The sequence below is a fragment of the Aquimarina acroporae genome, from assembly GCF_023195925.1.
GTDB classification, from domain to species: Bacteria; Bacteroidota; Bacteroidia; order Flavobacteriales; family Flavobacteriaceae; genus Aquimarina; species Aquimarina acroporae.
On the sequence record NZ_JALPRE010000007.1, the window covers coordinates 244953 to 270584 of the forward strand.

Here is a 25632-nt window from a genome sequence, read left to right on the forward strand (position 1 = left end):
TACTACTTACCCCCCTTTTTTGCTATCACAGGATGACCCACACTTTTATACAAAGCATCTTTTCCTGAACAAATAATCACAAACAGTAGTCTAAAAAAGGGGGTAAGATTATTTTTTAATTTCCGCCAAGATATGCAGCTACATTTAGAAGATCTTGATATGGTCCTAATCCTCCATGCATGGCAGCAATTTTGCTAACCTTCAAGTCTTTTTCTTTAATATAATCCAAAAGATATGCGGCATTATTGCTCAATTCTTCTTTAGTTTTAGGAGTAAAACCTCTTACACTTTGCCCATTCCAAATCGCAGAAAATATCCCGTTCCATAGTTGATCTGCTTGTATGAGTAGTTCATATTCTGGCATGTAGACAAATAACATATCTTTTGCATGCGGCACAAAAGAAGTGTTCTGCGGAAGCAATCTATGAATTTCAATATTCCCATTGTCTAAATAGGTTACATCACTTACCACTTCGATATCTACGTTTTTCGGACTCTTAGCTAAATTATCTGGTTGTAAAGTGAATTTTCTCTTTAATGTATTTTCTAAGAATTCTTTTCCTTCTTCAGCAATATATACCTTGTCCGCTTCGTATACAGCTTCGCGAATGCCTCCAAAATGATCATGATGTGTATGAGTAGCTATTACACTAATAATTTCTTTACCGGGAAAAGCCTTTTTTGCCTCATCAATTAGACTTCTGGTCCATCTTTGATTTAAGGGTGCATCAACCAAAACAATTCCTTCTGGAGTTTCTATCCCTACATTCCAGAGGCGGTTATCTGGTCTTCCAAAAATTTTAACTTTAGGACCTATATATTGATCTGTTACTCCTACCGAAGTAAGATCAAAATTACCAAGATCTAGAGCCCCATTGTTCGTCGGTTCTGGCCAAGGAATATTCCAAGCACTCCATCTATGATAGAATTGAGAGTTTAATATCCCAAAATCTGCTTGCTCCTCGTCAAAAGCGATTTCTAAACTTACCTGTTCTGGAGTAAAGGTATCTTCTGGTAAAGGCGGGTTAAATTTGATATCGGTAAATTTTTCTCTTTTTAACGTATCACCATTAAGTTGGTAATCTGCCGTTGCTGGATATTTTAACCTTCCAGTTTTTGTCCAATCTTCATAAAATACTTCAAATGTTGAATCTCCTTGTAAAAAGTCTGATTCTTTAATTCTAGCACTTACAGGCATATTCGTATCAGGATCAATTACCAAATCAATGGTTAGACCTTCTACTCTGGTATTTACAGAAAAAGTGTTCGTTCTAGTGCTTGCATCAACTCCTTCATTCTCTAATATTTCTTTTAGCAACGCTATTGGGTTGGCCATCTTCTGATTTTTGATATGCGCCTCGATTTCGGTAGAAAACAACGCATGTGGATCAATAATATCAAAATAGTAAGAAGCCCAATAAAAATAATTCGAAGTAGACCCCTTTTTATCATTAATGATGATTAACGGTCCTTCAGTATCATAAACTGCTGGGTGATTGAAGCTTATGGAATGGTAATCGAATCGTATTTTACGTTCTGCCAACTCAGTATAAAAATCATAGTGATACAAGTTACTAGTCAAAGGGCTAGGAAATGTTGGAATATCCTGCTCATATTCAAATGTATTTCCCTCGGTATGATACGATAAAGTTACTGCATTTTTAACAGCGTCTACACCTCCTACGGCTCTAAGTACATCTTTTAGAAAGACCGTGTCATCTGGGATGTTTGTGTCATCATCGGCACACGATGCAAAAATTAAGACGCTTAATAAGATTAAAAAGCTTTTAGCGTTCAGGAATACATAATTCCTGGTTTGTAAATTTTTCATATTGATTAAAGTTTTAAAAGTTAGATATTAAAAGCAGATTAAATGATTTGATATTGTGAAAAGATTTCGAACATTGATTCGGGAAAAGGAACGGGAACCATTTTGCCATTTATTTCTTTCATAGCTGCAGTGGCTTGAGTTCCTTCACAAACCAGATGTAATTGCGAATTTTCTTTTTTGTAATAGCGAAAGCCCATGAGTAATCGACTCTCGTTTTGAGCTTCGAGGGTCATATGCATACTTACCCTATCAAAGGCGCGAAGTTGCCCAAGATACTTTACACTTACATCTAGTGTAATAAGTGCCAACCCATTATTAATTTCTTCAATTACATCTGGGCAATTTTCATAGAGAAACATCTCTCTGCATTTGCCTTGCCAAACAATGTAATTTGCAAAATAAATATTGCCAACCAGGTTGGTCTCTTCGAAAGTAGTATTAAAATTATATTCATAATAAGCACTCTCGTTGGTTTTAATCATTGGCATATCCTTCTATTTTTATATTTAAGTTTTCTTTTTCTGATATCTGATATACCTTAAGACGAACTTTTCCTGGTATATTTTGAATACGTATTACTGAGTCTACCAGTAATGGATATTCTAAGGGTTGATACTGATTCATCTCTTCTTCACGTAATAATTCAATAATTAGATTATCCAAGAGCTGTAATTCAGAGATTTTGTTTTCCATGAGATTAATGATAAGTTGTTGCACTTGCTCCTCTCTGATATACATCCGAATTGCAGCTTTTTTATAGATCTGATATTCCAAAAAGGGAGTTAGAAAGTTAGAATTCCATTCGAGTGAACGAGTAACTCCCTTTACATTGGTGAGTACCAATCCTTCCCATAACTGAAGTAGCTTTTTGTCGTGATTATAAATAAACACATCGATTACAGTATGATCGTTATCTTCATATCTTTCCATAGTTTTGATGTATACAAACTCTTCAGAATTACTAGTATTTATACTTATGCGAGTTGCAGCCGTAGGCAATAATTGTTGAGCTGGTCGACAAGCTTGATGGCAATGAATCGCTGCATCATTTAATCCTGGATCTCCTAAAACAAGACGATCTGAAACGAAAGAACCAAACCAGTTATCTGTATCATTTGTTTGTGCCTTTGCCAAAGATTTTATGGATTGCAAAACGTGAAATTCTTGAATTCTTCTAAACGCTCCGTGATGGAATAACAAATCGTCGTAAAACTTCTCTTGTACATCAAAGTCTAAACTTTGATCTTTTGGCAGGTCTATCGAAAGTGTTTTCTGATGTAATTCTTGTTTTAAATTTACAGTAGCCTCAAAGCAAGTAACCGCAAAATCAGAATCTTCACTTTGTACGACAACTTTAAAACTATCTTTTGATAGTCGTGTCGTTATAAATCTCACAATATTATTACCCTTTTCAGGAATAAATATCGATTTGTCAATCTTCAAATTTTCAAATTCCCAAACCGTATTTTCCTGTTGAGATAATGCCTGACAACATTGCGCCATTCCTTCAAGAATCATTACCGTAGGAAACACATATTGACCATTGAACACGTGATCTTTTAAATACTTATCATCATCAAGGTTAACCGATACTTCTGAAACCATCTCAACACCGGGAATATAATCTCTCACATCGCCAATAAATCTCCCCAGAGAAAATCGTTGTTTCGAAAATATGATAGTTCCAATGTTATTGAATCTACTAGTGATCACAAATCGCCCAGTAGCCTCATTATCTGCATACAGGCTTTGTAATTTTTCAATGCCTTGTTTTACAGGAATTGGCCATACTCCTTGAGCTTTTAAATGCTCTATACTATTTAATGCAACCCCCATACCGGTTTCATCCCAAACCGACCATTCTAAGGTCATACATTTGCATCGAGGAAACTCTTTTTGAAGTTGTGTCGTATAAATTGCTAACTGATCATTGGCCCAGGCATAATCTGCATTTCTTTGCATTCCGCTTTGGGCAATTATAGATCCATAACTTACAATTGTTTTTACCTCATCGATATTTTGCAGGCCAGTGATGATATTATCAAGTCCTTCGATCTTAACCTTAGTAGTTTCCCTAAAATGCGCTAATGTTAACTCCTGAATAGGTTTTGGTCTATTAATTCCTGCCCCATGAAGAATATGATGTACATCTCCCCATTTGTCATGTACTTCTTTGAGTACTTTATGCATTTTTATGGTATCACAAACATCTACAGCATAGTATTCAAAACTTATATTATGCTCTTTTAAAAGTTCTAAATTTTTTGATAACAATGCATCTTTATCTGGTTGAGCTCTTCCGATTAATATTGCTTGAGCACCATATGATTTTGACAATGCCAGAACTGATTCGAAGGTGATTCCTTTTCCTCCTCCTGTAGCCAAAATCACATCTCCTTCAGAAATGGCCTTTGTCTTTTTACCTCTTTTAGGAAAGTAAACGCTATACTCAGATTCTGTTCGACTTTCGTGATTATCATAATGCACTTCTTTGTATTTCCCTATATATGAAAGCTCTTGTTCTACAATCTTTAAGTTATCATCAATATCTTCTGCAAGACTCAATGTCATTGCAAGATCTATCTGAGAATTTTCTTGTAAATAGGTTTTAAATACCGGCTTTAAATCCTTTGTAGTTTCTTGACCTACAATTTCGACCAATACAAAAGTGGTGTACTTATCGTTTTGCAAATTGTGGATAAAATCAAGAAAATGAGCAAGAATATTATCTTTTGAATCTGACCTGTACACAAATATGATTCCATCATTTATTTGTAGTTTCTTCGACTTTAATTTAGTTGCCCAATCCTTTGCAATTCCTGAAATGTCTTTAACAACAATTTCTCCTTGTGATTTTTTTAAGTTGGTTTTAATTAATTTTCTTGAAACCGCGCTTCTCTTAAAAACATGAGTCCAATGATGCACATTTTCAAAAGAAACATCGTTATTTGCTTTTCCATTTCTTGTATTTACTTCACCCTTAAAAATTAGTTGGCTTAGTTCTTTCAAAGTACCATCTCCATTTGCCAAAAGTGAAGCCTCAGAGAATACTTTATGATCTCGATTAAAAGTTTTTGCTACGAGCGAAACTATTTCTGTGATCACCAAAGAATTTAAATGTAACTGTGACAAAATTCTATCGTCATCGGTAATTTCGGATGATGGAATCTCTGTTTTAGCACTAATCAGGTTTTTGATGTAAGATAGAACACCTTCTTCAGAATCTACAACTTCCAAGTTTGTTCCTCTACTTGTAGTATCTGAAGTAACTTTCTTTGATTTTTTTACTGTTCTCGAAGCACCTAAAGGTGAAGAGCTCCCAACATCTTTTTTCTCACAGGGATTTTCTAAAACATCTAATTCCCAGTTGCCAATATCTATAGTTCTATAAAATCTGTTAATTGCTAACTCTTCAAACAATACATCTTCTCCTGCTACAAAAGCTAGTGAAAGCGCATTTAGTAATCCTTTGGTAGAAGAGTTTCCAAAATCTATCCCTACTATATGTACTTCTTTGTCATTTTTCAAAGATTTGGTGAGCGTTTTCCCAGGTCCAACTTCTATAAATATTCCTTTTTCATTCTTTATGTTTTCTATAGCTTGAGTAAATCGAACTGGCTTTTCTATTTGTTCAAATAGATGTTCTTTAATATTTACATTTTCATCCAAACTTTGACCAGAAACCGTAGAAATGACAGATTTTGTAAGAGGATTAAATTCTAATCTTTCCAGTTCCTTTTTGAATTCTTTAGCTGCATTTTGCATCATAGGTGTGTGAAACGCATGAGAGACTTTTAATCTCGTACTTCGAATCTCATTCTCAAAAGCAGATGCTTCTATCTGATCAATAATTTTTCTGTTTCCTCCTACTACATAATTATTTACTCCATTATATCCAGTAATCACTGCATTACTGCCATTTAAAAGTTTAGATATTTCTTTATCCCCACATTGCAATGCTAACATAGCTCCGTTGGGTTCTCCATATTCTGACATTGCATTACCTCTTACCTTTGCAATCTCCAAAGCTTGTTGTTTACTAATGGAATTTGCCCAAGCCAAAGCCGATATTTCACCAAGGCTATGACCAATAGCATGATCTGCATGTATTCCAAGACTTGAAAGTAACTCTATAGATTCGAGAGTTTTTGAAACAATTGAGAATTGCGCCACCTTGGTATCAACAATGTGATCACAGCAAACGGTATCTTTTAACGGTGAGGTTTCTTCATGTTTTTGACGCCCAATGGCTTCCATTAAGTTTTCAAAACCACCAAGATTATTATAAATAGGAGCCCCTTGGCCTGGAAATAAAAATGTAATAGGTTTTCTTTCATCAGTAGTAGTGAAATAAATTCCCTTTTCTGAATCTACCCAAAACACTTCTTCCTTTTCTATTAAGGGCAATACTTCTAATATTTGATCTAACAACTGTTCTGGTCTGTGGCTTACAAAACACACTTTCCAGGTTCCTGCATTCTTAAATTGAGAAGTTAAGGTTATCGATAAATCGGTAAGTTCTGAAAATGAAAGCTTTCCTACTTTGGTTAACAGTACCTTTAATTGATTTATTAAGGTCTGTTTGTTTGGTGCTGCGACGGGAAAAACTTCATAATCTCTACTTGTTCTTGCAATACTTTTGATTTTAGAAGAAATCTTCGGTAGTTTTTTGGCAACTTCTTCACTTTGCATAGTGAGATGCACATTGATTCCTCCAAAACCAAATGATGAAACAGATGCTCTTCTCTCTCCTTTATGTTCCAAATATTTTGGAGTTTTGGCCAAGGCTAAAGTATCTGTATTTGATTGTAGTATAGGGTGAACCTCGTTATCGATCTTAGATCCAGGTATTATTCCATTTTTAACAGCAAGAGCAGCTTTAATTACTCCTGCTATACCAGCTGCAGCTTTGGTATGACCAATTAAATGTTTTACAGAACCCACCAAAGGCATTTTATATTTCTGCTCCCCAAATTTCTTTAACTCATCTACCAGTGCTGTAAGCTCAACCTGATCACCCAATGGTGTTCCGGTACCATGTGCTTCAAACATATCGACATCTGTAATGTTATATCCAGCATTTTGATATGCTCTTTCTAAAGCTAGTCTTTGAGTTTCTGGTTTGGGACGAGTCATCCCTCCTTTTCCATCTGATGATATTCCCCAACCTTTTATTACAGAATACATCGGGATTCCCTTCGAAATTGCTTCAGATTCTTTCATCAAAACAACAACACCACATCCTTCACCAGGAAAAAAACCTTGTGATCTATTGCTAAAAACTTCCATATTATCTCTTGCCAGTGCTCCATTTCTAGCAAAACCAATTACTTCAAACGGATCGATACTGAGGTCTACTCCTCCCACTAAGACTACATCCATTTCTCCATTTAAAATGGCATTACAACCATTGGTTACTGCCAAAAGCGATGAAGAACATGCCCCATCTACAGTATATCCGCCACCGTTAAAATTGAAGTAGTTGCAAATTCTCCCTGCAATTGTGTTACTTAAGCCCCCCGCCAACGTATCTGCATCAGGAACCGGAAAAGGTTCTTTATAGATATTTTCCATATTCTCAATAATCGAAGTGATTTCTTGAGAACCATATTTCATTCCGGTTAATGTTGATTCTAATACTTTTGACACATAAGGCCAGCGTAAACGCATTTGATTTGCCCGAGTGAATTCCCCATTTAAAGAATTACCAATGATTACCCCTGTTCGTTCCTTTACTAGTCCTTCGCCATTTTCAAATCCTGCATCTTTTAAGGCCCCATATGCAACATCTAAAGCCAACCAATGTACCATATCTGTTTGTTCAAATGTAGATTTAGATATTCTATATTTGACTCTATCAAAATGATACCCAGTTAACACAGCGGCTTTCTTGGAGTAGGTAGTATCTTCATCGACATCATCAGAACCATAGTATGCCAAATCAAGTCTCTTTTTAGGCATTTCTCTAAATTGTCTTCGTAGTGACAATATATTTTCCCAATACTCTTGAATAGAATTGGCTCCAGGATACCTACAATCCATACCAACTATGGCAATTCCTTCTCTATTTTTCATAATAAAAATTGTTTTTGAAAATTTCTATTGTGCTATGCGAGGGGATCCAGCAGAATTAGCAGCAGCAACAGAAGAAATCTTAGTGTGATAATTAATTTGAGTCTGGTTTCCAGGTTACCTCTTTGTTTCCTTTTGAGATGTGTAACACCCCATTTGCCAGGTTTTCTACATTAAACTCCTCGACAGTTTGATTTTTATCAGGCCATTCTACTCTTATTTTGGTAGCTGTTTCTGTACCCAGTCCAAAATGCAAATGCCCAGAGTAGTTTGAAAGAAAACCTCCTCCTCCAACTCGTTTTACTCTCATTTGTTTATCATTTAGAAACACTTTTGCCCCAACTGCATTTCTATTAAAGGTATCTTTGGTAGTATCTTCTATTTGAATTTTTATGTAGTTTCCACCTTTATGTGTATTTAAAAACACTCTGGAACTTCCCGGTTCAAAATTGGTTGGCGTTGGAAAATTAGCATCATGAGCAGGCAACACCCTTATTTTACCATCAATCTCTGCTTTTAAGTTCACAGCATTAGACCTTCTGGAATCATAACCTCCCATATTTCTAACGACTAAATCTTCATAACCATCATTATTAAGATCTGCAGCCACTACAGCTCTTCCTTCTTCTGCCAATTGTATCATAGATTGATTAGATACTTTTTGCAAAACTTCGGGGCCTTGTAATCCCCATACATCTGCATCATAGCTATAAACCATACTACGTTTTCCCCAGTTTTTTGTTGGAGATTTACGATACATATACCCATCGGAGTCTAATTTATCATACTTGAGCTCATGAATATTAAATAAATTGTATTCTGCAGTATAATCTTTAAAACTCAACACCTCATTTGGCTTTGTAGCATTAACCAATAATCTTCCGGGGCCAGTTCCCATGATAGGAAATATCCCTCCACCTCTTCCATAAAGGCAACCGATCCAATAGAGGTCTAATTTTCCGTCGTTTTGAACATCAATTGGAGTAGACCCCCAGGCAAATTCGTATGGATCTAGGCTATTAATATCGTAAGGCACCAATTCTCCACCGGGAATAAATGGCCTCACATTATTTGGAAGGGACGCATCTGGCGGAAGAATGGTTGAGTGTTCAACCTTTGTTTTCATTTCATTTTTGAAATCTTGTCCATCTACAATAGCATGCATTGCCCTATGCCTATTGGCAAAGTATTGTTGCGCCATGGTCCCCACAGTCATTACTGGATTTAAAATCATATTGGCATCTGGATAAGAAAACGCAAAATTCATTGATGATCCGCCTAAGTTACCCGCAAACAAATCTTCTTTCCCGTCATTATTGTAATCACCAGGAGAGAATGTCATCCAGTATCCTGTTTTATCTGATCTTGCATATTCTTTTGGTTGTACAAAGCGTTTTCCTTTATCATTAATATAAAGACGCATCCAACCCAGATCATTAGCTACCCAGATATCAGGATACCCATCATTATTCACATCTTGTGTTACAGATGACCATGACAATTGCCCATGTTCAGACTCTTGTCCGTTAATTTTTAACCATTCTGGCTGATATTTTTCAAAATGCATAAAAGCCAAGGAATATTCTTTGGGAAGTATAGGCCATCGCTTTAATCTATAGTAATACGGCATCGGATTATCTTCATCATACACCCCATCTACGTTCATCTCTCCAGATTTTTCGATAAATTTTAACTCTCCAGTTTCTACTAATTGATTAATATATAATTGGTTCGCCCCACCCGAATTCATTCGTGAACCACCAGGCCAGTAGTCTTCATCCATAGCATTTCCCTCAAAAATATCCAGGTCCCCATCGAGATCAAAATCTGCTGCCAAAACCGAGAAAGTATTTCTTTGCCCTGAAAGTCCACTTTCAACAGATATATCCTTCCACTCGGGCAATCCATCGTTATCTTTATCTCCCATATTTAAGAAGATAGAATTAGCCCCCATAAACTCTTCTCCTCTTCCGGTTTGATGTTTATCATGTGTATTATCTCTTGGAGTATAGCCTTTTACAAAACCTAACCCTTGACTTTTCATTGGCACCTTTACATTATTTGCCTGTCGTCCTACTGGTCTCACAAACTGCCCTAATATCCTTTGCGTTTCTGGAGAAGACCAAACCATACCTTCTAGACCATTTCCGACAATTAGATCATTTAGCCCATCTCCATTAAGGTCTACTGAAACAGCAGTTTGCGCGTTTCGTCCTTTTCGTTCTTTACTATCAAGAACACTTTTTCTAGGATATAGGTAATTTTCGATTAACAGCTCTTCTTCTTGATAGGTTTCATTTTCTGCTGCCAATTCTGATGCTATTTTATACACTGGTGCCCCCAAACTATCATTACCCATATTGATGTATAAGGCATTATGCTGTAAACGCGCTTTGTCTAGTATTACGCCTTTATCGGTAGTTGGTCTCACCCAGTTATCGCCAGGATTAAGAAAGTAAGCATCGATTTTTTCATCTCCATTTGCATCAAATAAGAGTAACCCGCATGATCCATATTGCCCCGCAAAAGTTCCCCAATGTTTGGCTTCATCATCAAACGGTTCAATTTCTTTGAAAGGTTGCGGTGTATCTAAAGACTCAAATGAAGATTTGTCTAATGCCTGATATTCTTTCTTTTCAATATCGAATAGAATATCATCTTCAGACTGAATAAATTCGTTATCGAATTTTGCGGTTACATTGGTAACCTGACTTACTTTAAACAACACAATGTTATGGAATACAATAGCAAAAATGACTAATGAAACCAGCGCTGTAATGAATATAAATTTCTTTTTGTTATACTTAATTCTCATGGTTTTGTGAATTAATCGGTTATTGTGGTTGATTTAAAAATTTGCAATACTCCTCCTAGTCTGTATTTTCAAAAACACTGAAAATCAGACACTTAAATTCATAAAATAATTTGCATAACCCTGCTGTATAAGGCATTACAGCTACGGGAACATGAATAAATTTAAATTATAAAGGAAGATTGAATTTATCGTAGATTATCATCTCGATAAGAAAAATATACAGGTGTGATGTAATTATCTGTAGACTTCTTTTGTTGCTCTATTAAATTGTTAGGAATAGGAATTCTATACTTTACTATATCTGTAATACGTTCATATGATGTAAATGTAACATCCCAATGTGGCGTTTCTGCAAATGGAAAACTTCGTATAAATACTTGTTCTAATCCTTCATTATGAGAATTAAGTGCAATTAAATCTCCATTTTTTTCCTCTGCCAGGTAAGCATAACTAGGACAAAAACCCTGATCGATCAACATTTTTCTCCTTTCTGCCAAGCCGCTGGCAGATAAAATCCCTACTCCAAAACCGTGAAGGGTAAAATCTTCTTGATTTACCAAGAGATTCAAAGGAAGATTTCCAACGATAAGGCTTTTACCTCCTTCTAAATTTATTTTGAGTTCTAAATAGTCTAAATTATCATCTTTTAGTTGCCCAAGATCAAAGTTGAATGAAGTTTTAGGTTTAACTCTATTAATATCTACAGATTTTGGACTTAGGTATTCTTTAAAATCAAAATCTTTTTTACTTTTTATCGAATAAATCCCTGGAGGTATAAACTCTGCCATTTTTACTGGGTTCTCTAATACATCAGACAATTTCTTCGGAGGTCTATACCCTTCTTCTTGCTTGGCAACAACGAAATTTTTGGCTAGCTTTCTTCTTGATCCTTGAGAAGAATAACTTATTTCTTCATCTATTACTGATATGGATTCTGAACGAGAGGTACTATTAAGTGTCCTTAACCTATTAAGATCTATTTTGGTTCTACCTTCACGCCATTCTAATGCATTTTTTACATCTTCATAGGATAATTTATTCACTTTTGCAGTCATTTCATAGTACTTATCCATGGGAAAATTAAACCATGAGTGATACATTTCACCAGTTTTATCTGATGCACTTAATTCCCATAGTCCTGGGCTTAAGCAATTGTTCACAACACTCAATCGAATAGGTTTAAATCGAGTATTGGGCTGAAAACCGTAATCATCCTCTAGCCTCCAGGGCATTTCTGCACTTAGATTGGTTTCAAAATGAGTAAACACATCATTTTCATGACCATACGGAAAACTTAGTCCGTTCCGAGAGTATTCTGCCATCATGAGATTAAAAAAATCGAAATCATCAGGTTGACTTCCAAACTTGTAATGTAATCTTGGTACAAGATACCGTAACGGAATGTTCTTTGCTTCAAAAAATAAATTATCTTTTTGACTATCTTTCAAACCAAATGATATATCTGCCAAAAGATCTTTATCTATTTCTATTTTTATTTGATCTGTGTCTTCCAGAATATGATGTCCTCGAAGGAAAGACTGGGTAGATGGTGTATATCGATACCCATTATCTGCAATTTCTTCTTTATTACTGGAAATACCTATGGTATAACTTTCTCTTTTGCAAGAAAAGAATATAGTGATCCCTATAAAAAAGAATCTTAAACTACTCTTTTTCATAAAAACTTGTTTTATAAGATTAAAAAAATACTAACTAAGTGAGAGTACTTTACTCTCTTGATAAGAAATATTGGCGCTTACCCAATCCTGAACATACTCCAGAAAAACCTGGAATGAAGGTTTATTGTCAACATATCTATTACGTTTATCGAGTTGCTCGATAACTTGATTTGCCAATTCGTCGCAACTTTTGGCAGACTCGCCAACCAATATTTCAACTGTAGATTCATCATTGGTTGGGTTTCCTGCTTTATGTCTGGTATGAGCAGCAAGAAATGCTCCTTGTCCCAACATAACAGAGTAATTCCCCGATAATTTCTTTAATTTAAAAATATCTTCTTCAGGCACACCCCCTGCATAAGCAGCCGCTAGTCCAACACCTGACCAGATATCTCCTCTTCTATCGGCTGGAAAACTATGTATTGTTTTGGCAATAGCCTCTGGGTTACCTGAATCATAAAACCAAATTGCTCTTCCTACTCCATTATCAAATCGTTCAAGATAAAATCTATTTTTCTCGATAGATTTTGGAATTTTATATTGTTTTAATGTTCTCTTAGGTTTAAAAAAAGCGTGGTAAAAACCAATTCCGTCAAGCACTAAACATCCACACATAGGACAGGCTTTCGCAATAAATTTTTCAAAACCTTTATTAAAAACCCCAATAGCTAAACCGGCACCTATGTAGGCCATATATTCATGGTGATTTCCTTCTTCCTTGACGAAGTTCCAAAAGTGATTTTTCCTTGTTATTGAAAATAAATCTAAAGTGTATAACCCCATTGCTATTCCTTCATGAAAAAACCCAATTTTTTCACTTTTGATAGCACTAATGATAGATTGCATATCGTCGCCTCTACCATTTTCAACCGCCACATTATACCCCATCATGACGGTTTTTCCAACATCTTCCAAGCGCTTTTGCGCTTTGCTTCCTTCTTCAAAACCTCTTTTTGAAAAGTTTCCTTCAGAAAGTGACAAACCCAATATTTGCTTTCTGAGTGTTTTAAAGTTATAAATCATAAGTTATCGTTTTAAGAGTATTGTCGCTACTATAGAATGACTTAATGCCCCATATAAATTTATTATTGTGTGCTAGTAGAACAATGAAAAGAATTTAAACCCAAAGATGTGACTAAGCAATTTTTTTGAGGTTTTGCTTAGATAAGAATACTTTAGGTAAGGTTGCTATGATGTTTTGACGAATAGAGTCTATACGCACAACAATTTTATTGTTGTTATCTCCGTTTAATATCTCACATTCTAATCCGTTTAAAGCACCATAAGTTATTTTGTGATAATCTCCTTTGAGAAATCTGGTACCATCTGTTTCGATATGATCCAGATCATTTGCGTTATTTAAAATTTTTATTTTTCGTATCTCATCATTCGAAACTTTTGCATACTCGCTACCAAATTTTATGTAGGAACATGCCCCTTTTATGGATAAAGCTCGATTAAACTCGTTTTTACTTTTCAGGTTTACAAAAATATAAGATGGAAATAATGGCTGGTATAACACCTTCTTTCTATCGCTCCATTTTCGTATAGTTTTTACAAGAGGAAGAAAACTCTCTAAACCATGCTCACAAAGAACTTGATGGACTTTGTTTTCCTGTTTTGACCTAACATAAAGGACATACCAGGTTGATTTTGTTTTATTCATTATTGTGTATATATATTGGTTAATAATCTTAAAACTAATCAATAGCTACGCCTTCTGAATCACATACTCATGTAACTAATTACATGTTTTGCAATTCATTTCGAACTATAAATTCTGATATTAAAAATCAACGTTAAGAGAATGTTGATTTCAATCAAAAAAATGAAAAAAAATTGGATGGGATAGGTTAGAGTCACGCCTGGCTACGGCTTCGCCTCTTAGACTTACATAGTCTATTTTTGTTAAGTTTATTCTTCAAATTGGTTACAGAATAACCGTTTCTAAACTGATGTAAAGGTAAATCAAAAAAAAACTTTAATCCAAACATAAATTTCAAATTTAACAATTGCTTTACAAGATGCAAATTACCTAAATGAATGATATTCAGTTATTTATATCTTTTATTGTTAATAAATTTTTAACAAAAAAAATTTGTTTTTTTGAATTTGTTCTATGTTACACTCTTTTGATTAAACAGAATTTAAGTGCTTATCCCCTTGCACAGATCGCTTTTTTTGATATTTTGACAAATTAAAGATTTAGAATATTTTTTTTCTTTTTCTGTCCTATTTGGAATTATTCGATCGTTATATATATAAACCTTTATTTTTTACACTATGAAAGAATTTATGATGATTTTTAGAAGTGAAGCTGATCCTAATTACCAGCCTACACCAGAAGAAATGCAATCAACCATCAAAGAATGGCAAGATTGGATAGGAGGAATTGCTGCACAAGGAAAATTTATTGCAACCAACCAACTAGGGTTTAATGGTAGAGTCGTAAAAGCTGATAGCTCTTTTACAGATGGTCCCTATACCGAAATGAAAGAAATTGTTGGTGGTTATTTAATTGCTAAATGCGAAAACCTAGATGAAATCACAGCTATCGCCAAGGAATGCCCAACACTTAAGATCAATGGAAACGTTGAAATTCGTGAAATCATTGAAATTCCCCAGGATGTAAAAACTATGCTGGAGACACATTAATCTGTCGATTTTTACAGTATCTTTTTAACAAAGCTCGCATCAATATTGGAAAGATCAATTATGTGTTTTGAAAAGTATCTACCTGTTATAGACCTTTAAAACAGGTAGGTACTATCAAAAAGAACGTAAGGAAAAAACATGTAAATACATGACTTTTTTTTCTTATCGTTCAAAATCTATAAACCGAATTTTTATTTTGTCTTGAGCTATCTTTTTATTCAAAGCCAGATGTGCACTTTGGTTGGGCATGAAATCGTTTAAATGGTATATGTACCAATCTGAATTATCAATTTTGGTATGTTTATTATTAATCTCAAATGTATGTAAGGGTATTTGCAAACCTCTACCATCTGCTTTTATCACTGCTTCCTTTTGGGTCCAGTAATCTAAAAAGGCAATGGAACTATTTGTATCACGAATAATAGTCTCCCATTCATGTTGAGTTAGATGATGTTTAAAATTCTCTACCTCAATTGGTCTTACTTCTTCTATATCTATACCTATTTTATATGTGTCACTAAAAGCGCATAATACATATTCATTAGAATGAGAAATATTAAAATTCGTGGTATTACTTCTCAAATGAGGTTTTCCGAATTTGTCATAATACATCTCATTCAATATTGAATCGTCCAAACCTTTTCGTAAAAGTAAAAATCCCAATAGAGAGGCGTATTTTGATGCAACGCTTTTATATGTACTAATTTTCTCTTTTAGAAACAGAGGAAGCTCATCCAAATAACGGTCGAATAAACGTTCGGAAAACGTTTCTGTAAGCTTAGTATATAATATGGTAACCACTAAAAGAATAAAGCATTAAGAGTTCATATTCTTATCTCGATTGGAGATAACAATACTAAGGTAGTAATTAGGTATAAAAAAACCCTCAAAATATAAATATTAAGAGGGTTTTTAAGTACTGAAGGCGGGACTTGAACCCGCACGGCCTAAATGGCCATTGGATTTTAAGTCCAACGTGTCTACCAATTCCACCACTTCAGCATAGACTTTATATATATCTCAGAGCGAAAGACGGGATTTGAACCCGCGACCCTCACCTTGGCAAGGTGATGCTCTACCCCTGAGCTACTTTCGCATTAATTTTATGATCGTCGCAACTCGTTATTGCGGATGCAAATTTAAAACAATTCTAGTAATACCAAAGTCTTTTTAAGAAAAAGAATAAAAAAAATTATACCTGTGACGCTTTCTTCCTGGTTAACATACGTTTAATCTCATTTAATTTCATTAATGCTTCGACCGGAGTTAACGTATCTATATCGATATGGAGTATCTCTTCTTTAATTTCTTCTAATAATGGATCGTCTAAATTGAAAAAACTTAATTGTAGTTCATCGTCTTCCTGAACACTTTTAATTTTATCTGTTAACTCTTCACTGCTATGTGATTTTTCAAGCTTCTTGAGCATTTTATTTGCACGATGTAACACTTGCTGCGGCATTCCTGCCATTTTAGCTACATGTATACCGAAACTATGCTCACTTCCACCTGGCACCAATTTTCTAAGAAACAACACTGTATCTTTTAATTCTTTTACAGCGACATTATAATTTTTAATGCGCCCAAAAGTTTCACACATTTCATTTAATTCATGATAATGAGTTGCAAATAGGGTTTTTGGTCTTGCAGGGTGTTCATGTAAAAACTCGCTAATCGCCCAAGCTATAGAAATACCATCGTAGGTACTTGTCCCTCTTCCTATTTCATCTAACAATACAAGACTTCTATCAGATATGTTATTCAAAATATTGGCTGTTTCATTCATTTCTACCATAAAAGTAGATTCTCCCATAGATATATTATCACTTGCACCTACTCTTGTAAATATTTTATCTACAACACCAATCTTTGCTTCTTCAGCAGGAACAAAACATCCCATTTGCGCCAATAGAACAATTAACGCAGTTTGCCTCAAAATAGCAGATTTACCACTCATATTTGGCCCGGTAATCATGATCATTTGCTGTTCATCTCGAAATAAGGATACATCATTGGCGATATATTGTTCTCCAGGCGGTAGTTGTTTTTCTATAACAGGATGACGACCGTTTTTAATTTCAAGATCAAACGATTCATCTATCAATGGTCTTACATATTGATTTTCCTGAGCTAGTTGTGCAAATGAACTCAAACAGTCCAATTGCCCTATCAAAGTTGCATTTAACTGTACTGGTTTTATATATTCATTCATCCAGATCACCAAATCATTAAAAAGCTGCTGTTCCAGAGCCAAAATCTTTTCTTCGGCACCTAAAATCTTAGCTTCATATTCTTTAAGTTCTTCGGTGATGTAACGTTCTGCACTTACTAGTGTTTGTTTTCTGATCCAGCTATCTGGAACTTTATCTTTATGGGTGTTTCGAACCTCAATGTAATATCCAAAAACATTATTTGAAGCAATTTTTAAAGAGGTAATACCTGTAGCTTCGGTCTCCCTTTCTAACATTTTATCTAAGTAATCTTTCCCTGAAAATGCAATAGATCTCAATTCATCAAGCTCATCTAGATATCCACTCGCAATCGTATTTCCTTTAAGCACATTTACAGGAGCTTCTTCATTGAGCGTCTCTTTAATCTTATTCCGCAACAATTCACAATCATTCAATGTGTCGCCAATTACTTTTAGAGCTTCATTATCACTATTGGAAGCTTGAGCTTTTATAGGAACTATAGCTTCCAAAGAATTTTTAAGTTGAATTACTTCTCTCGGGTTTACTTTACCAGTAGCTACCTTTGAAATAAGACGCTCAATATCTCCTATTTGTTTAATTTGGTGTTGAATTTTTTGATGTAACACGGGTGTATTTAAAAAATACTGAACCACTTCATGTCGTTTTTGTATACCAGAAATATTCTTCAGAGGTAATGCCAACCAACGTTTTAAGGTTCGCCCTCCCATGGGAGAGATCGTCTTATCTATGACGTCCAAAAGCGTAACTGCATTTGCTGCATTTGCATGATACAGCTCAAGGTTACGTATCGTGAATCTATCCATCCAGATATATTCATTTTCTGCGATACGTTGTATACTGGTTATATGCTGTAGTTTATGATGTTGGGTTTCTCCCAAATAATGAAGAATCACCCCTGCAGCAATAATCCCTTCTGATAAATGATCTACCCCGAACCCCTTTAAAGAGTTTGTACCAAAATGATCATTTAATGTTTCATGAGCATAATCGGTTTTAAATACCCAGTCTTCAAGAAAAAAGACATGATGATTTTGACCAAAATCAGTACAAAAGGTCTGTTTTTTGGGTTTGGTTACCAAAACCTCGCTAGGGCCAAAGTTTTGCATCAACTTATCGATATGTGCCACATCTCCTTGAGCAGTTAAAAACTCACCTGTAGATACATCTAGAAATGCGATACCTAATTCTTTTTTACCATAATGTACGGCACATAAAAAATTATTGGTTTTGCTTTGCAGCACCTCATCATTGAGTGCTACACCCGGTGTTACCAGTTCTGTAACACCACGTTTAACAATGGTTTTGGTTTGCTTTGGATCTTCAAGTTGATCACAAATAGCAACACGCTCACCCGCTTTCACCAATTTGGGTAAATATGTATTTAAAGAATGGTGAGGAAACCCAGCTAAAGCAGTTTCCTGGTCGCTCCCATTTCCCCGTTTTGTCAAAACAATATTTAGAATAGCGGCTGTTTTAATTGCATCTGCCCCAAAAGTTTCATAAAAATCTCCTACTCTAAATAATAATAGCGCATCAGGATATTTAACCTTAATCGCATTATATTGCTTCATCAATGGGGTCACTTTTTTACCTTTCTTTCCTGCCATTCAGATATACGTTTACAATGTGGCTAAAGTAGGTAATCTCTATTTTTTTTTGAAATAACACTCCGAGGAGTTATTCATTTTTATTCACAATATAAGATCAGTACTTTAAGCAATTAAGTCGAATTCGTATCTCCTCACTATGATTATTCATGATTTTGAACATTGAGCTATTCTAAAACGACAATAAGTAATATTTTTGCAGCAATGAAAAACAGGAAACTTAAAAATAGCGAACTTGATCGCAAAAACATTAAAGAATTTAAAGATGCTCAAAAGACGCCTTTAATTATTATTCTAGATAACATACGAAGTTTAAATAATATTGGGTCTGTGTTTAGAACGGCAGATGCTTTCTTGGTGCAAAAAATTTATCTCTGTGGTATTACTGCTACCCCACCACATAAGGACATACAAAAAACAGCGCTTGGCGCAACAGATACCGTAGAGTGGGAACACCAACCCGACACGCTAACCTTAATCAAAAAGCTAAAAGAGGAGCGGGTTAAAGTTCTATCTATTGAACAGGCAGAAGATGCGATTATGCTCAATGATTTTACTCCAAAAACTGAACAAACTTATGCTATAATTTTTGGAAATGAGGTAAAAGGAGTACAACAGGAAGTAGTTTCTGAAAGTGATACCGTAATCGAAATACCTCAATTTGGAAGCAAACATTCACTAAATATTTCGGTAAGTGCTGGAGTAGTAATTTGGGATTTGTTTTGTAAGTTTAGGGTGGATTAAATTTCCCTCTTATGAAATACTTTTCGGTTATAAGTCTAATTATGGTTTGCGTGATTTCTTGCAAACAAGAAACATCAACCAAAGAAACATCATCTAAAGAACAGTTGATTGCGAAAGCAAAAGAAATTCACAACAATATTATTACGCTAGATACTCATTGTGATATTAATGTAAAGAATTTCACCGATTCTATAAACTATACACAAGATTTAAGTGTTCAAGTCACCCTTCCAAAAATGAAAGAAGGAGGTTTGGATGTAGCGTGGTTTATTGTTTATACCGGGCAAGATTCTCTAACTCCTTCTGGGTATGAAAAAGCATATCATACTGCAATGTCAAAATTTGATGCTATACATAGACTTATCAAAGACATCGCTCCTGATCAAATTGAATTAGCACTAAATTCTGACGATGTAAGAAGAATACATAAAAAAGGTAAAAAAATAGCAATGATTGGTATCGAAAACGGATACCCTATTGGTACAGACTTGGGCAACGTCAAGAAATTTTATGATCTTGGTGCAAGATACATGTCCCTCTCACATAATGGACATAGTCAGCTTTGTGATTCTAATACCGGTGAAGCAGATGAAATTTGGCTGCATAATGGTTTAAGTGAACTCGGCAAAGAAGTTATTACAGAAATGAATAAATATGGAATGATGATCGATGTGTCACACCCATCAAAAGAATCGATGAGACAAATGATAGAACTTTCTAAGGCTCCAATTATAGCTTCACATTCTTCGGCAAGAGCATTATGTAATCATAGTCGAAACTTAGACGACGAGCAACTAGAATGGCTAAAACAAAATGGTGGCGTTGTACAAACTGTTGCTTTTACCTCTTATCTAAATACTGAAAAGTTTGAGAAACGGGTTGTAAAAGAAATCGAAATCGGCAAACAAATTGCTGATTCTATGGGGGTGAAATGGTTAGAACGCCAAGAAGTGATGAAACTTAGTGCAGACGAAAAAGAAAAGTACTACGATTTTCTAGGCACTATGGCCGCAATACGTAGAGAAAAAGTAAAGAAACTGACTAATCTTCCTCCAGCAGTCGATGTTGCTGATTTTGTAAACCACATAGATTACATGGTCGATAAAATTGGTATTGATCATGTAGGTATTAGCTCAGATTTTGATGGCGGTGGCGGCATAGAGGGATGGAGTGATGCATCAGAAACGTTCAACGTTACCTTAGAACTTGTAAAAAGAGGATATACTAAAGAAGAGATTGAGCAATTATGGAGCGGTAATTTACTTCGTGTACTTGACAGAGTGCAACAAGTAGCAAAAGAACTTCAGCAACTTCATTAAGAAAAGCATATTTCGTCAAGAATTGCGATAAAATCACTTCGATTGGCAATAAAATCCTTTTCAGAAACATCAACTATTTTAACATTAAAGCCAGGTTGAGATTTGATAAACTGCAAATACCCCTGATTGATCTTATTAAGATATTCTGGTGGGATTTTTTGTTCATAGTCTCTACCTCTTTTCTTAATATTTTGAAGTAAACGTTCTGTATTTTGATACAAATAGATATACATCCCTGGTTTGGTAAGATTTCTATACATTAAATCAAATACTCTTTTGTAAAGGGTATATTCTTCAGACTGCAAGGTAACTTTAGCAAAAATTAAAGATTTAAAAACATCATAATCACTAACCACAAAGTCTTTAAAAAGATCAAATTGAGCAATATCATCTTGTAACCTTTGATAACGATCTGCCAAAAATGACATTTCTAACGGAAAAGCGTAACGTTCCATGTCTTCATAAAACTTTGGCAAAAAAGGGTTATCTGCAAAGCGCTCCAAAATCAACTTTGCATTAAATTCTCTTGAAACAAGCTGAGCAAGACTTGTTTTTCCCGCTCCAATATTCCCTTCTATTGTTAAATACTGGTACTTTGCCAAGGTGTATTTATCTTTAGGGTCTATAATTTTTACATCTAATCGCTCCACTTCAGAGTCATCCTCTACCTCTTTTAATAAATCTCCAATAGTTTTATCAAACTTAGGGTGAATTTCATCGTTAGCGATTTCAACCAAAGGTGTCAAAACAAACTTTCGTTTTTGCATCGCGGGGTGAGGAACAATCAATTCTTTAGTTTCTAGTATACCTTCCGAAGAAAGGAGAATATCAAGATCAATAGTTCTGGCTTCATATCCTTCTGCACCTGTTCTATTTCTACCTAGTTCAACTTCAATATCCATGAGCTTAGCCAACACCTCTTGGCCATTATAAAAAGTATGAATTGAAATACATGCATTATAAAAATCATCACTTTCGAATCCCCATGCCGGAGTTTGATATACTCTCGAAATTTTAACTACATCTCCTATGTTTTGGTAAATTCTTGTTATAGCTTTTTCAAGAAAATTGAGCCGATTTCCGATATTACTACCTAAAGATATATGTATAAGATTTGGTGTTTTCAATATGAGAGATTTACATTCTAATAAGAACTCCTTATTTTTAAGAGCAAATTAAGTAAAACAAAACCACTTCAACCTATTTTTGCAAGAAGTATTATTAACTATTCTATTTTGAACGAAAATTCACTGAACCTAAAAGATAAAAGAGCTGCTTATCGAATATATCTTATACTTGGCTCACTTTTTATCTGCTCTCTAGTTGTTTCGAATCTCATTTTTCAGAAGTTCTTTCATTGGGATTTTTTTGGATTGTACACCTTTGAGATATCTGTTGGAATCCTACCCTACCCGGTTACCTTTCTAATCACTGATTTAATTAGCGAGATTTTTGGAAAAAGAAAAGCGAATCAAATTGTAACGGCAGGAATATTTGCTTCCTTTTTCTCTTTGTTAATCGTAACCGTGTCATCACTTGTTCCTGCAACGTCATGGTCTCCTATTAATAATGAAATATTCGACAAGGTTTTTGGTAATACGATCATAGCTGTTTTTGCCTCTATGCTGGCATATTTATTTGCCCAATATATAGACATTCAAATTTATCATTTCTGGAAACGCATTACTAAAGGAAAGCATCTTTGGATTCGCAATAACTTTTCTACCTTCTTATCTCAATTTATTGATACCCTTACTGTACTTTTGCTTTTATGTATGGCAGGAACAATTGCCTGGGATCGTTTTGGGGTTCTTTTATTAAGCGGATTTCTATTTAAGGTTCTGGTAGCTGCTCTGGATACTCCAATTCTTTATCTTACTGTTTTCATGTTTAGAAGACGATTTGGGTTAAAACTAGGAGAAGAATTGTCCCTAGATGTTTAAAATCTAACAAATAGTTAACTTAAAAAAAGTAACATACCACCCTTGTAAATCGTTACTTTATAGCCGCTAAGTCACATTATTAAATGTAAACGAATGAAAAAAGCCCTTAAAATCTTCGGTATTGTTCTACTATTTGGCATAATAGCCATAATTTCTATTCCCTTTCTTTTTAAAGGAACTATACAAGAAAAAGTTCGCTATCTCATTAATCAACATGTTACTGCTACGGTCGATTTTACAGATTTAGACATTAGCTTGATTAGAAGTTTTCCTAAAGCATCTATAGTTATAGATGAATTATCTATTATAAATAACGCCCCATTTGAAGGGGACACACTCGCTTATTCAAAAAAGATTGCTTTAGACATGTCTATCAATGAGTTATTTAAAGACAAAACTGAAGCAATAAGTGTTCAAAAAATAATTATCGATCAAGCCAACATTGCAATTAAAACTGACTCCTTAGGAAGATCAAACTTTGATATCGCAAAAACGCAAGGTACAGAAGAAAAACCCGTGGTTCAGGAAGAGGAAGAATCGTTTACCTTTGCTCTTGAACATTACGAAATTAATGATAGTAAGATTTTGTATAAAGATGATGTAAGTAAAACTTTACTTATCATGACACATCTTAATCACAGCGGAGATGGTTCGGTCTCAGGAGAAAAGGTACTATTAGACACTAAGACAAACACAGAAGCTTCATTTGAACTTGATGGAACTAAATATCTCAATAAAAATAAGCTTGAACTCGATGCTCAACTTGAGTTAGATCTTAAAAACCAACAATACACTTTTAAAGAAAATAAAGCGTTAATCAACCGCTTACCACTAGAATTCGCTGGTTTTGTTAAACTCGAGGAAAAATTTACCGATGTTGACCTTACTTTCAAAACACCGACTTCAGATTTTAAAAATTTCCTTGCTGTGATACCAGAAGTATATGCCAAAAATCTTGATGGTGTTACCACAACAGGAGATTTTTCTATAGACGGAAAAATAAAAGGAAAAACCGACGACACGTACATTCCCAAAATGGATATTAAAATACTATCGCAAAATGCTTCTTTTAAATATCCCGATCTTCCAAAAGGTGTAAAAAACATAAACATAGATACAGAAATAAAAAATGAAACCGGCCTTGTAGATGACACCTATATCAAAATTGGGAATCTAACCTTTAAAATTGATCAAGATTCTTTTGCCGCAAATGGCAGCCTAAGGAATATTACTAAAAATATGATTGTTGATATGATGATGAAAGGAACCCTAAACCTTGCTCATCTTGATCAAGCCTACCCCCTAGAACTTGAAGAAAAAATCAATGGTATTGTAAAAGCAAACATTAATACTCATTTTGATATGGAGTCCTTGGAAAAAGAGCAATATCAAAATGTAAAAAGCTCGGGTACCGCAAGTATTTCTGATTTCACATATGCATCAGATGATTTGCCTAATGAAATTCACATAAAAACTGCTAATGTTAGTTTTAACCCTCAAACCATATCATTAGACAATATGAAAGCAAATAGTGGGAAATCTGACATTTCTGCACAAGGCACTATAGATAATCTTATGGGATTCTTATTTGCAAAACAAGACCTGAAAGGAAATTTTGATGTCACTTCGGATGTATTTGCAGTAAATGATTTTATGGTTACAGGTGAGTCTGAAGAAGAAAACTCGGGCACTACCGAATCTATAGAAGAGGAAAGTATGAAAATCCCTTCGTTTTTGGATGCTACCCTTAATTTTGATACTAAAAAAGTAGTATATGACAACTTAGAGCTACAAAACACCAAGGGAAGTGTAAAAATCAAGGATGAGACTGCGTATTTACAAAATGTAACCTCAAATATTTTTAATGGTGGACTTGCCTTTAACGGTAATGTATCTACCAAATCTGAAGTTCCCACTTTTGACATGGCCTTGGACTTAAGTAAAATTGATATTGTCGAATCTTTTAACAATCTAGAGCTTATGAAAGGCCTTGCTCCTATCGCCAGAGCTCTAACCGGAGACCTTACAACGCAGATCAATCTTAACGGAAAACTTAATAACAGTCTAGTACCCGTATTAACTTCTTTGAAAGGAAAAGCACTAGCTGAAATATTAAATGCACAGGTTTCAACATCGAAAACACCACTTTTATCAAAATTAGATGGCCAACTTAACTTTGTGGATATAGACAAACTAAATTTAAAAGATATTAAGACTAATCTAAGTTTTGATGACGGAAAAATAAATGTAAAGCCATTCGAATTTGATGTTGAAGGAATTAAAATAACTGCAGGAGGAGAACACAGCTTCGATCAAAGTATGAATTACAACGTTACTCTAGATGTTCCTGCAAAATATTTAGGCTCTGAGGCCAACAACTTATTATCTCAACTTAATCCGAAAGAAGCCGAATCAATGACTGTAGGCCTTCCAGTAGGGATCACCGGAAACTTTACAAACCCCAAAGTAAATCTAAATACTGGTAATGCAATTAAACAGTTAACACAACAGATCATAAGTAAGCAAAAAGACAAAGCCAAAGAACAAATTGTAGGTCAAGGTCAAAAAGTACTCACAGACTTGTTAGGTGGTTCAAAAAAACAAAGTGATTCTACTAAAACAAATACAGAGGATGCGATAAAAAATACGGCTAAGAATATTCTTGGAGGATTTTTAGGAGGGAAAAAGAAGAAGAAAGATTCTACAAAATCGGGAAACTAGTTGGTATATCTAATGATTTTACCAAACCTCAAT

At 34.7% G+C, this 25632-nt stretch carries 15 protein-coding genes and 2 tRNA genes; 5 read left to right on the forward strand and 12 right to left on the reverse strand.

Annotated elements, in window-relative coordinates:
- Nucleotides 1-115 precede the first annotated feature (115 nt).
- The 7 genes from M0D21_RS12335 to M0D21_RS12365 form a co-directional block, all read right to left on the reverse strand.
- Nucleotides 116-1831: an MBL fold metallo-hydrolase gene (locus tag M0D21_RS12335; RefSeq protein ID WP_248329909.1), complete on the reverse strand. Its 1716-nt coding sequence runs from the start codon at nucleotides 1829-1831 to the stop codon at nucleotides 116-118.
- Between the two features lie 38 nt (nucleotides 1832-1869).
- Nucleotides 1870-2319: an acyl-CoA thioesterase gene (locus M0D21_RS12340; RefSeq protein ID WP_248329911.1), complete on the reverse strand. Its 450-nt coding sequence runs from the start codon at nucleotides 2317-2319 to the stop codon at nucleotides 1870-1872.
- Nucleotides 2306-7906 carry a type I polyketide synthase gene (locus M0D21_RS12345; RefSeq protein ID WP_248329913.1) on the reverse strand — a complete coding sequence of 1867 codons (5601 nt, stop codon included), beginning with the start codon at nucleotides 7904-7906 and terminating at the stop codon, nucleotides 2306-2308. The genes M0D21_RS12340 and M0D21_RS12345 overlap by 14 nt, the downstream gene beginning before the upstream one ends.
- 91 nt (nucleotides 7907-7997) lie before the next feature.
- Nucleotides 7998-10718: an FG-GAP-like repeat-containing protein gene (locus M0D21_RS12350; protein ID WP_248329915.1), complete on the reverse strand. Its 2721-nt coding sequence runs from the start codon at nucleotides 10716-10718 to the stop codon at nucleotides 7998-8000.
- Between the two features lie 185 nt (nucleotides 10719-10903).
- Complete coding sequence (locus M0D21_RS12355; protein WP_248329918.1) at nucleotides 10904-12397, reverse strand: hypothetical protein; 1494 nt, start codon at nucleotides 12395-12397, stop codon at nucleotides 10904-10906.
- Nucleotides 12398-12427: 30 nt separating this feature from the next.
- Complete coding sequence (locus tag M0D21_RS12360) at nucleotides 12428-13420, reverse strand: DUF1702 family protein (RefSeq protein WP_248329920.1); 993 nt, start codon at nucleotides 13418-13420, stop codon at nucleotides 12428-12430.
- Nucleotides 13421-13532: 112 nt separating this feature from the next.
- Nucleotides 13533-14063, reverse strand: coding sequence for a UpxY family transcription antiterminator (locus tag M0D21_RS12365; protein ID WP_248329922.1), 531 nt, complete (start codon nucleotides 14061-14063; stop codon nucleotides 13533-13535).
- Between the two features lie 617 nt (nucleotides 14064-14680).
- Between M0D21_RS12365 and M0D21_RS12370 the strand changes: the two genes are divergently transcribed.
- On the forward strand, nucleotides 14681-15052 hold the full coding sequence (locus tag M0D21_RS12370) for a YciI family protein (protein ID WP_248329924.1): 372 nt from the start codon (nucleotides 14681-14683) through the stop codon (nucleotides 15050-15052).
- Nucleotides 15053-15214: 162 nt separating this feature from the next.
- Here M0D21_RS12370 and M0D21_RS12375 read toward each other — a convergent pair whose 3' ends face one another.
- The 4 genes from M0D21_RS12375 to mutS all read right to left on the reverse strand — a co-directional run bounded on the left by M0D21_RS12375 (nucleotide 15215) and on the right by mutS (nucleotide 18872).
- Entirely contained in the window at nucleotides 15215-15853 is a 639-nt protein-coding gene (locus M0D21_RS12375) for a 4'-phosphopantetheinyl transferase family protein (RefSeq protein WP_248329926.1), read from the reverse strand.
- A 116-nt stretch (nucleotides 15854-15969) separates the two neighbouring features.
- Nucleotides 15970-16054: transfer RNA gene (locus M0D21_RS12380), tRNA-Leu, on the reverse strand.
- Between the two features lie 22 nt (nucleotides 16055-16076).
- Nucleotides 16077-16148, reverse strand: a tRNA-Gly gene (locus M0D21_RS12385).
- Nucleotides 16149-16244: 96 nt separating this feature from the next.
- Nucleotides 16245-18872 carry a DNA mismatch repair protein MutS gene (mutS, locus tag M0D21_RS12390; protein ID WP_248329928.1) on the reverse strand — a complete coding sequence of 876 codons (2628 nt, stop codon included), beginning with the start codon at nucleotides 18870-18872 and terminating at the stop codon, nucleotides 16245-16247.
- A gap of 204 nt (nucleotides 18873-19076) precedes the next feature.
- Between mutS and M0D21_RS12395 the strand changes: the two genes are divergently transcribed.
- Both M0D21_RS12395 and M0D21_RS12400 read left to right on the forward strand, forming a co-directional pair.
- Nucleotides 19077-19616, forward strand: a complete 540-nt coding sequence (locus tag M0D21_RS12395; protein ID WP_248329930.1) for an RNA methyltransferase — start codon at nucleotides 19077-19079, stop codon at nucleotides 19614-19616.
- 11 nt (nucleotides 19617-19627) lie between these two features.
- Complete coding sequence (locus M0D21_RS12400) at nucleotides 19628-20935, forward strand: dipeptidase (protein ID WP_248329932.1); 1308 nt, start codon at nucleotides 19628-19630, stop codon at nucleotides 20933-20935.
- Here the strand turns inward: M0D21_RS12400 and folK are convergent.
- Nucleotides 20932-22062: a 2-amino-4-hydroxy-6-hydroxymethyldihydropteridine diphosphokinase gene (gene folK / locus M0D21_RS12405; RefSeq protein WP_248329934.1), complete on the reverse strand. Its 1131-nt coding sequence runs from the start codon at nucleotides 22060-22062 to the stop codon at nucleotides 20932-20934. The two genes, M0D21_RS12400 and folK, sit on opposite strands and share 4 nt — an antisense overlap.
- 108 nt (nucleotides 22063-22170) lie before the next feature.
- Between folK and M0D21_RS12410 the strand changes: the two genes are divergently transcribed.
- Nucleotides 22171-22878 (forward strand): queuosine precursor transporter, encoded by a 708-nt coding sequence (locus tag M0D21_RS12410; protein WP_394802459.1) that lies wholly within the window; start codon nucleotides 22171-22173, stop codon nucleotides 22876-22878.
- 93 nt (nucleotides 22879-22971) lie between these two features.
- Nucleotides 22972-25599, forward strand: coding sequence for an AsmA-like C-terminal region-containing protein (locus tag M0D21_RS12415; RefSeq protein WP_248329936.1), 2628 nt, complete (start codon nucleotides 22972-22974; stop codon nucleotides 25597-25599).
- Nucleotides 25600-25632: the final 33 nt, after the last annotated feature.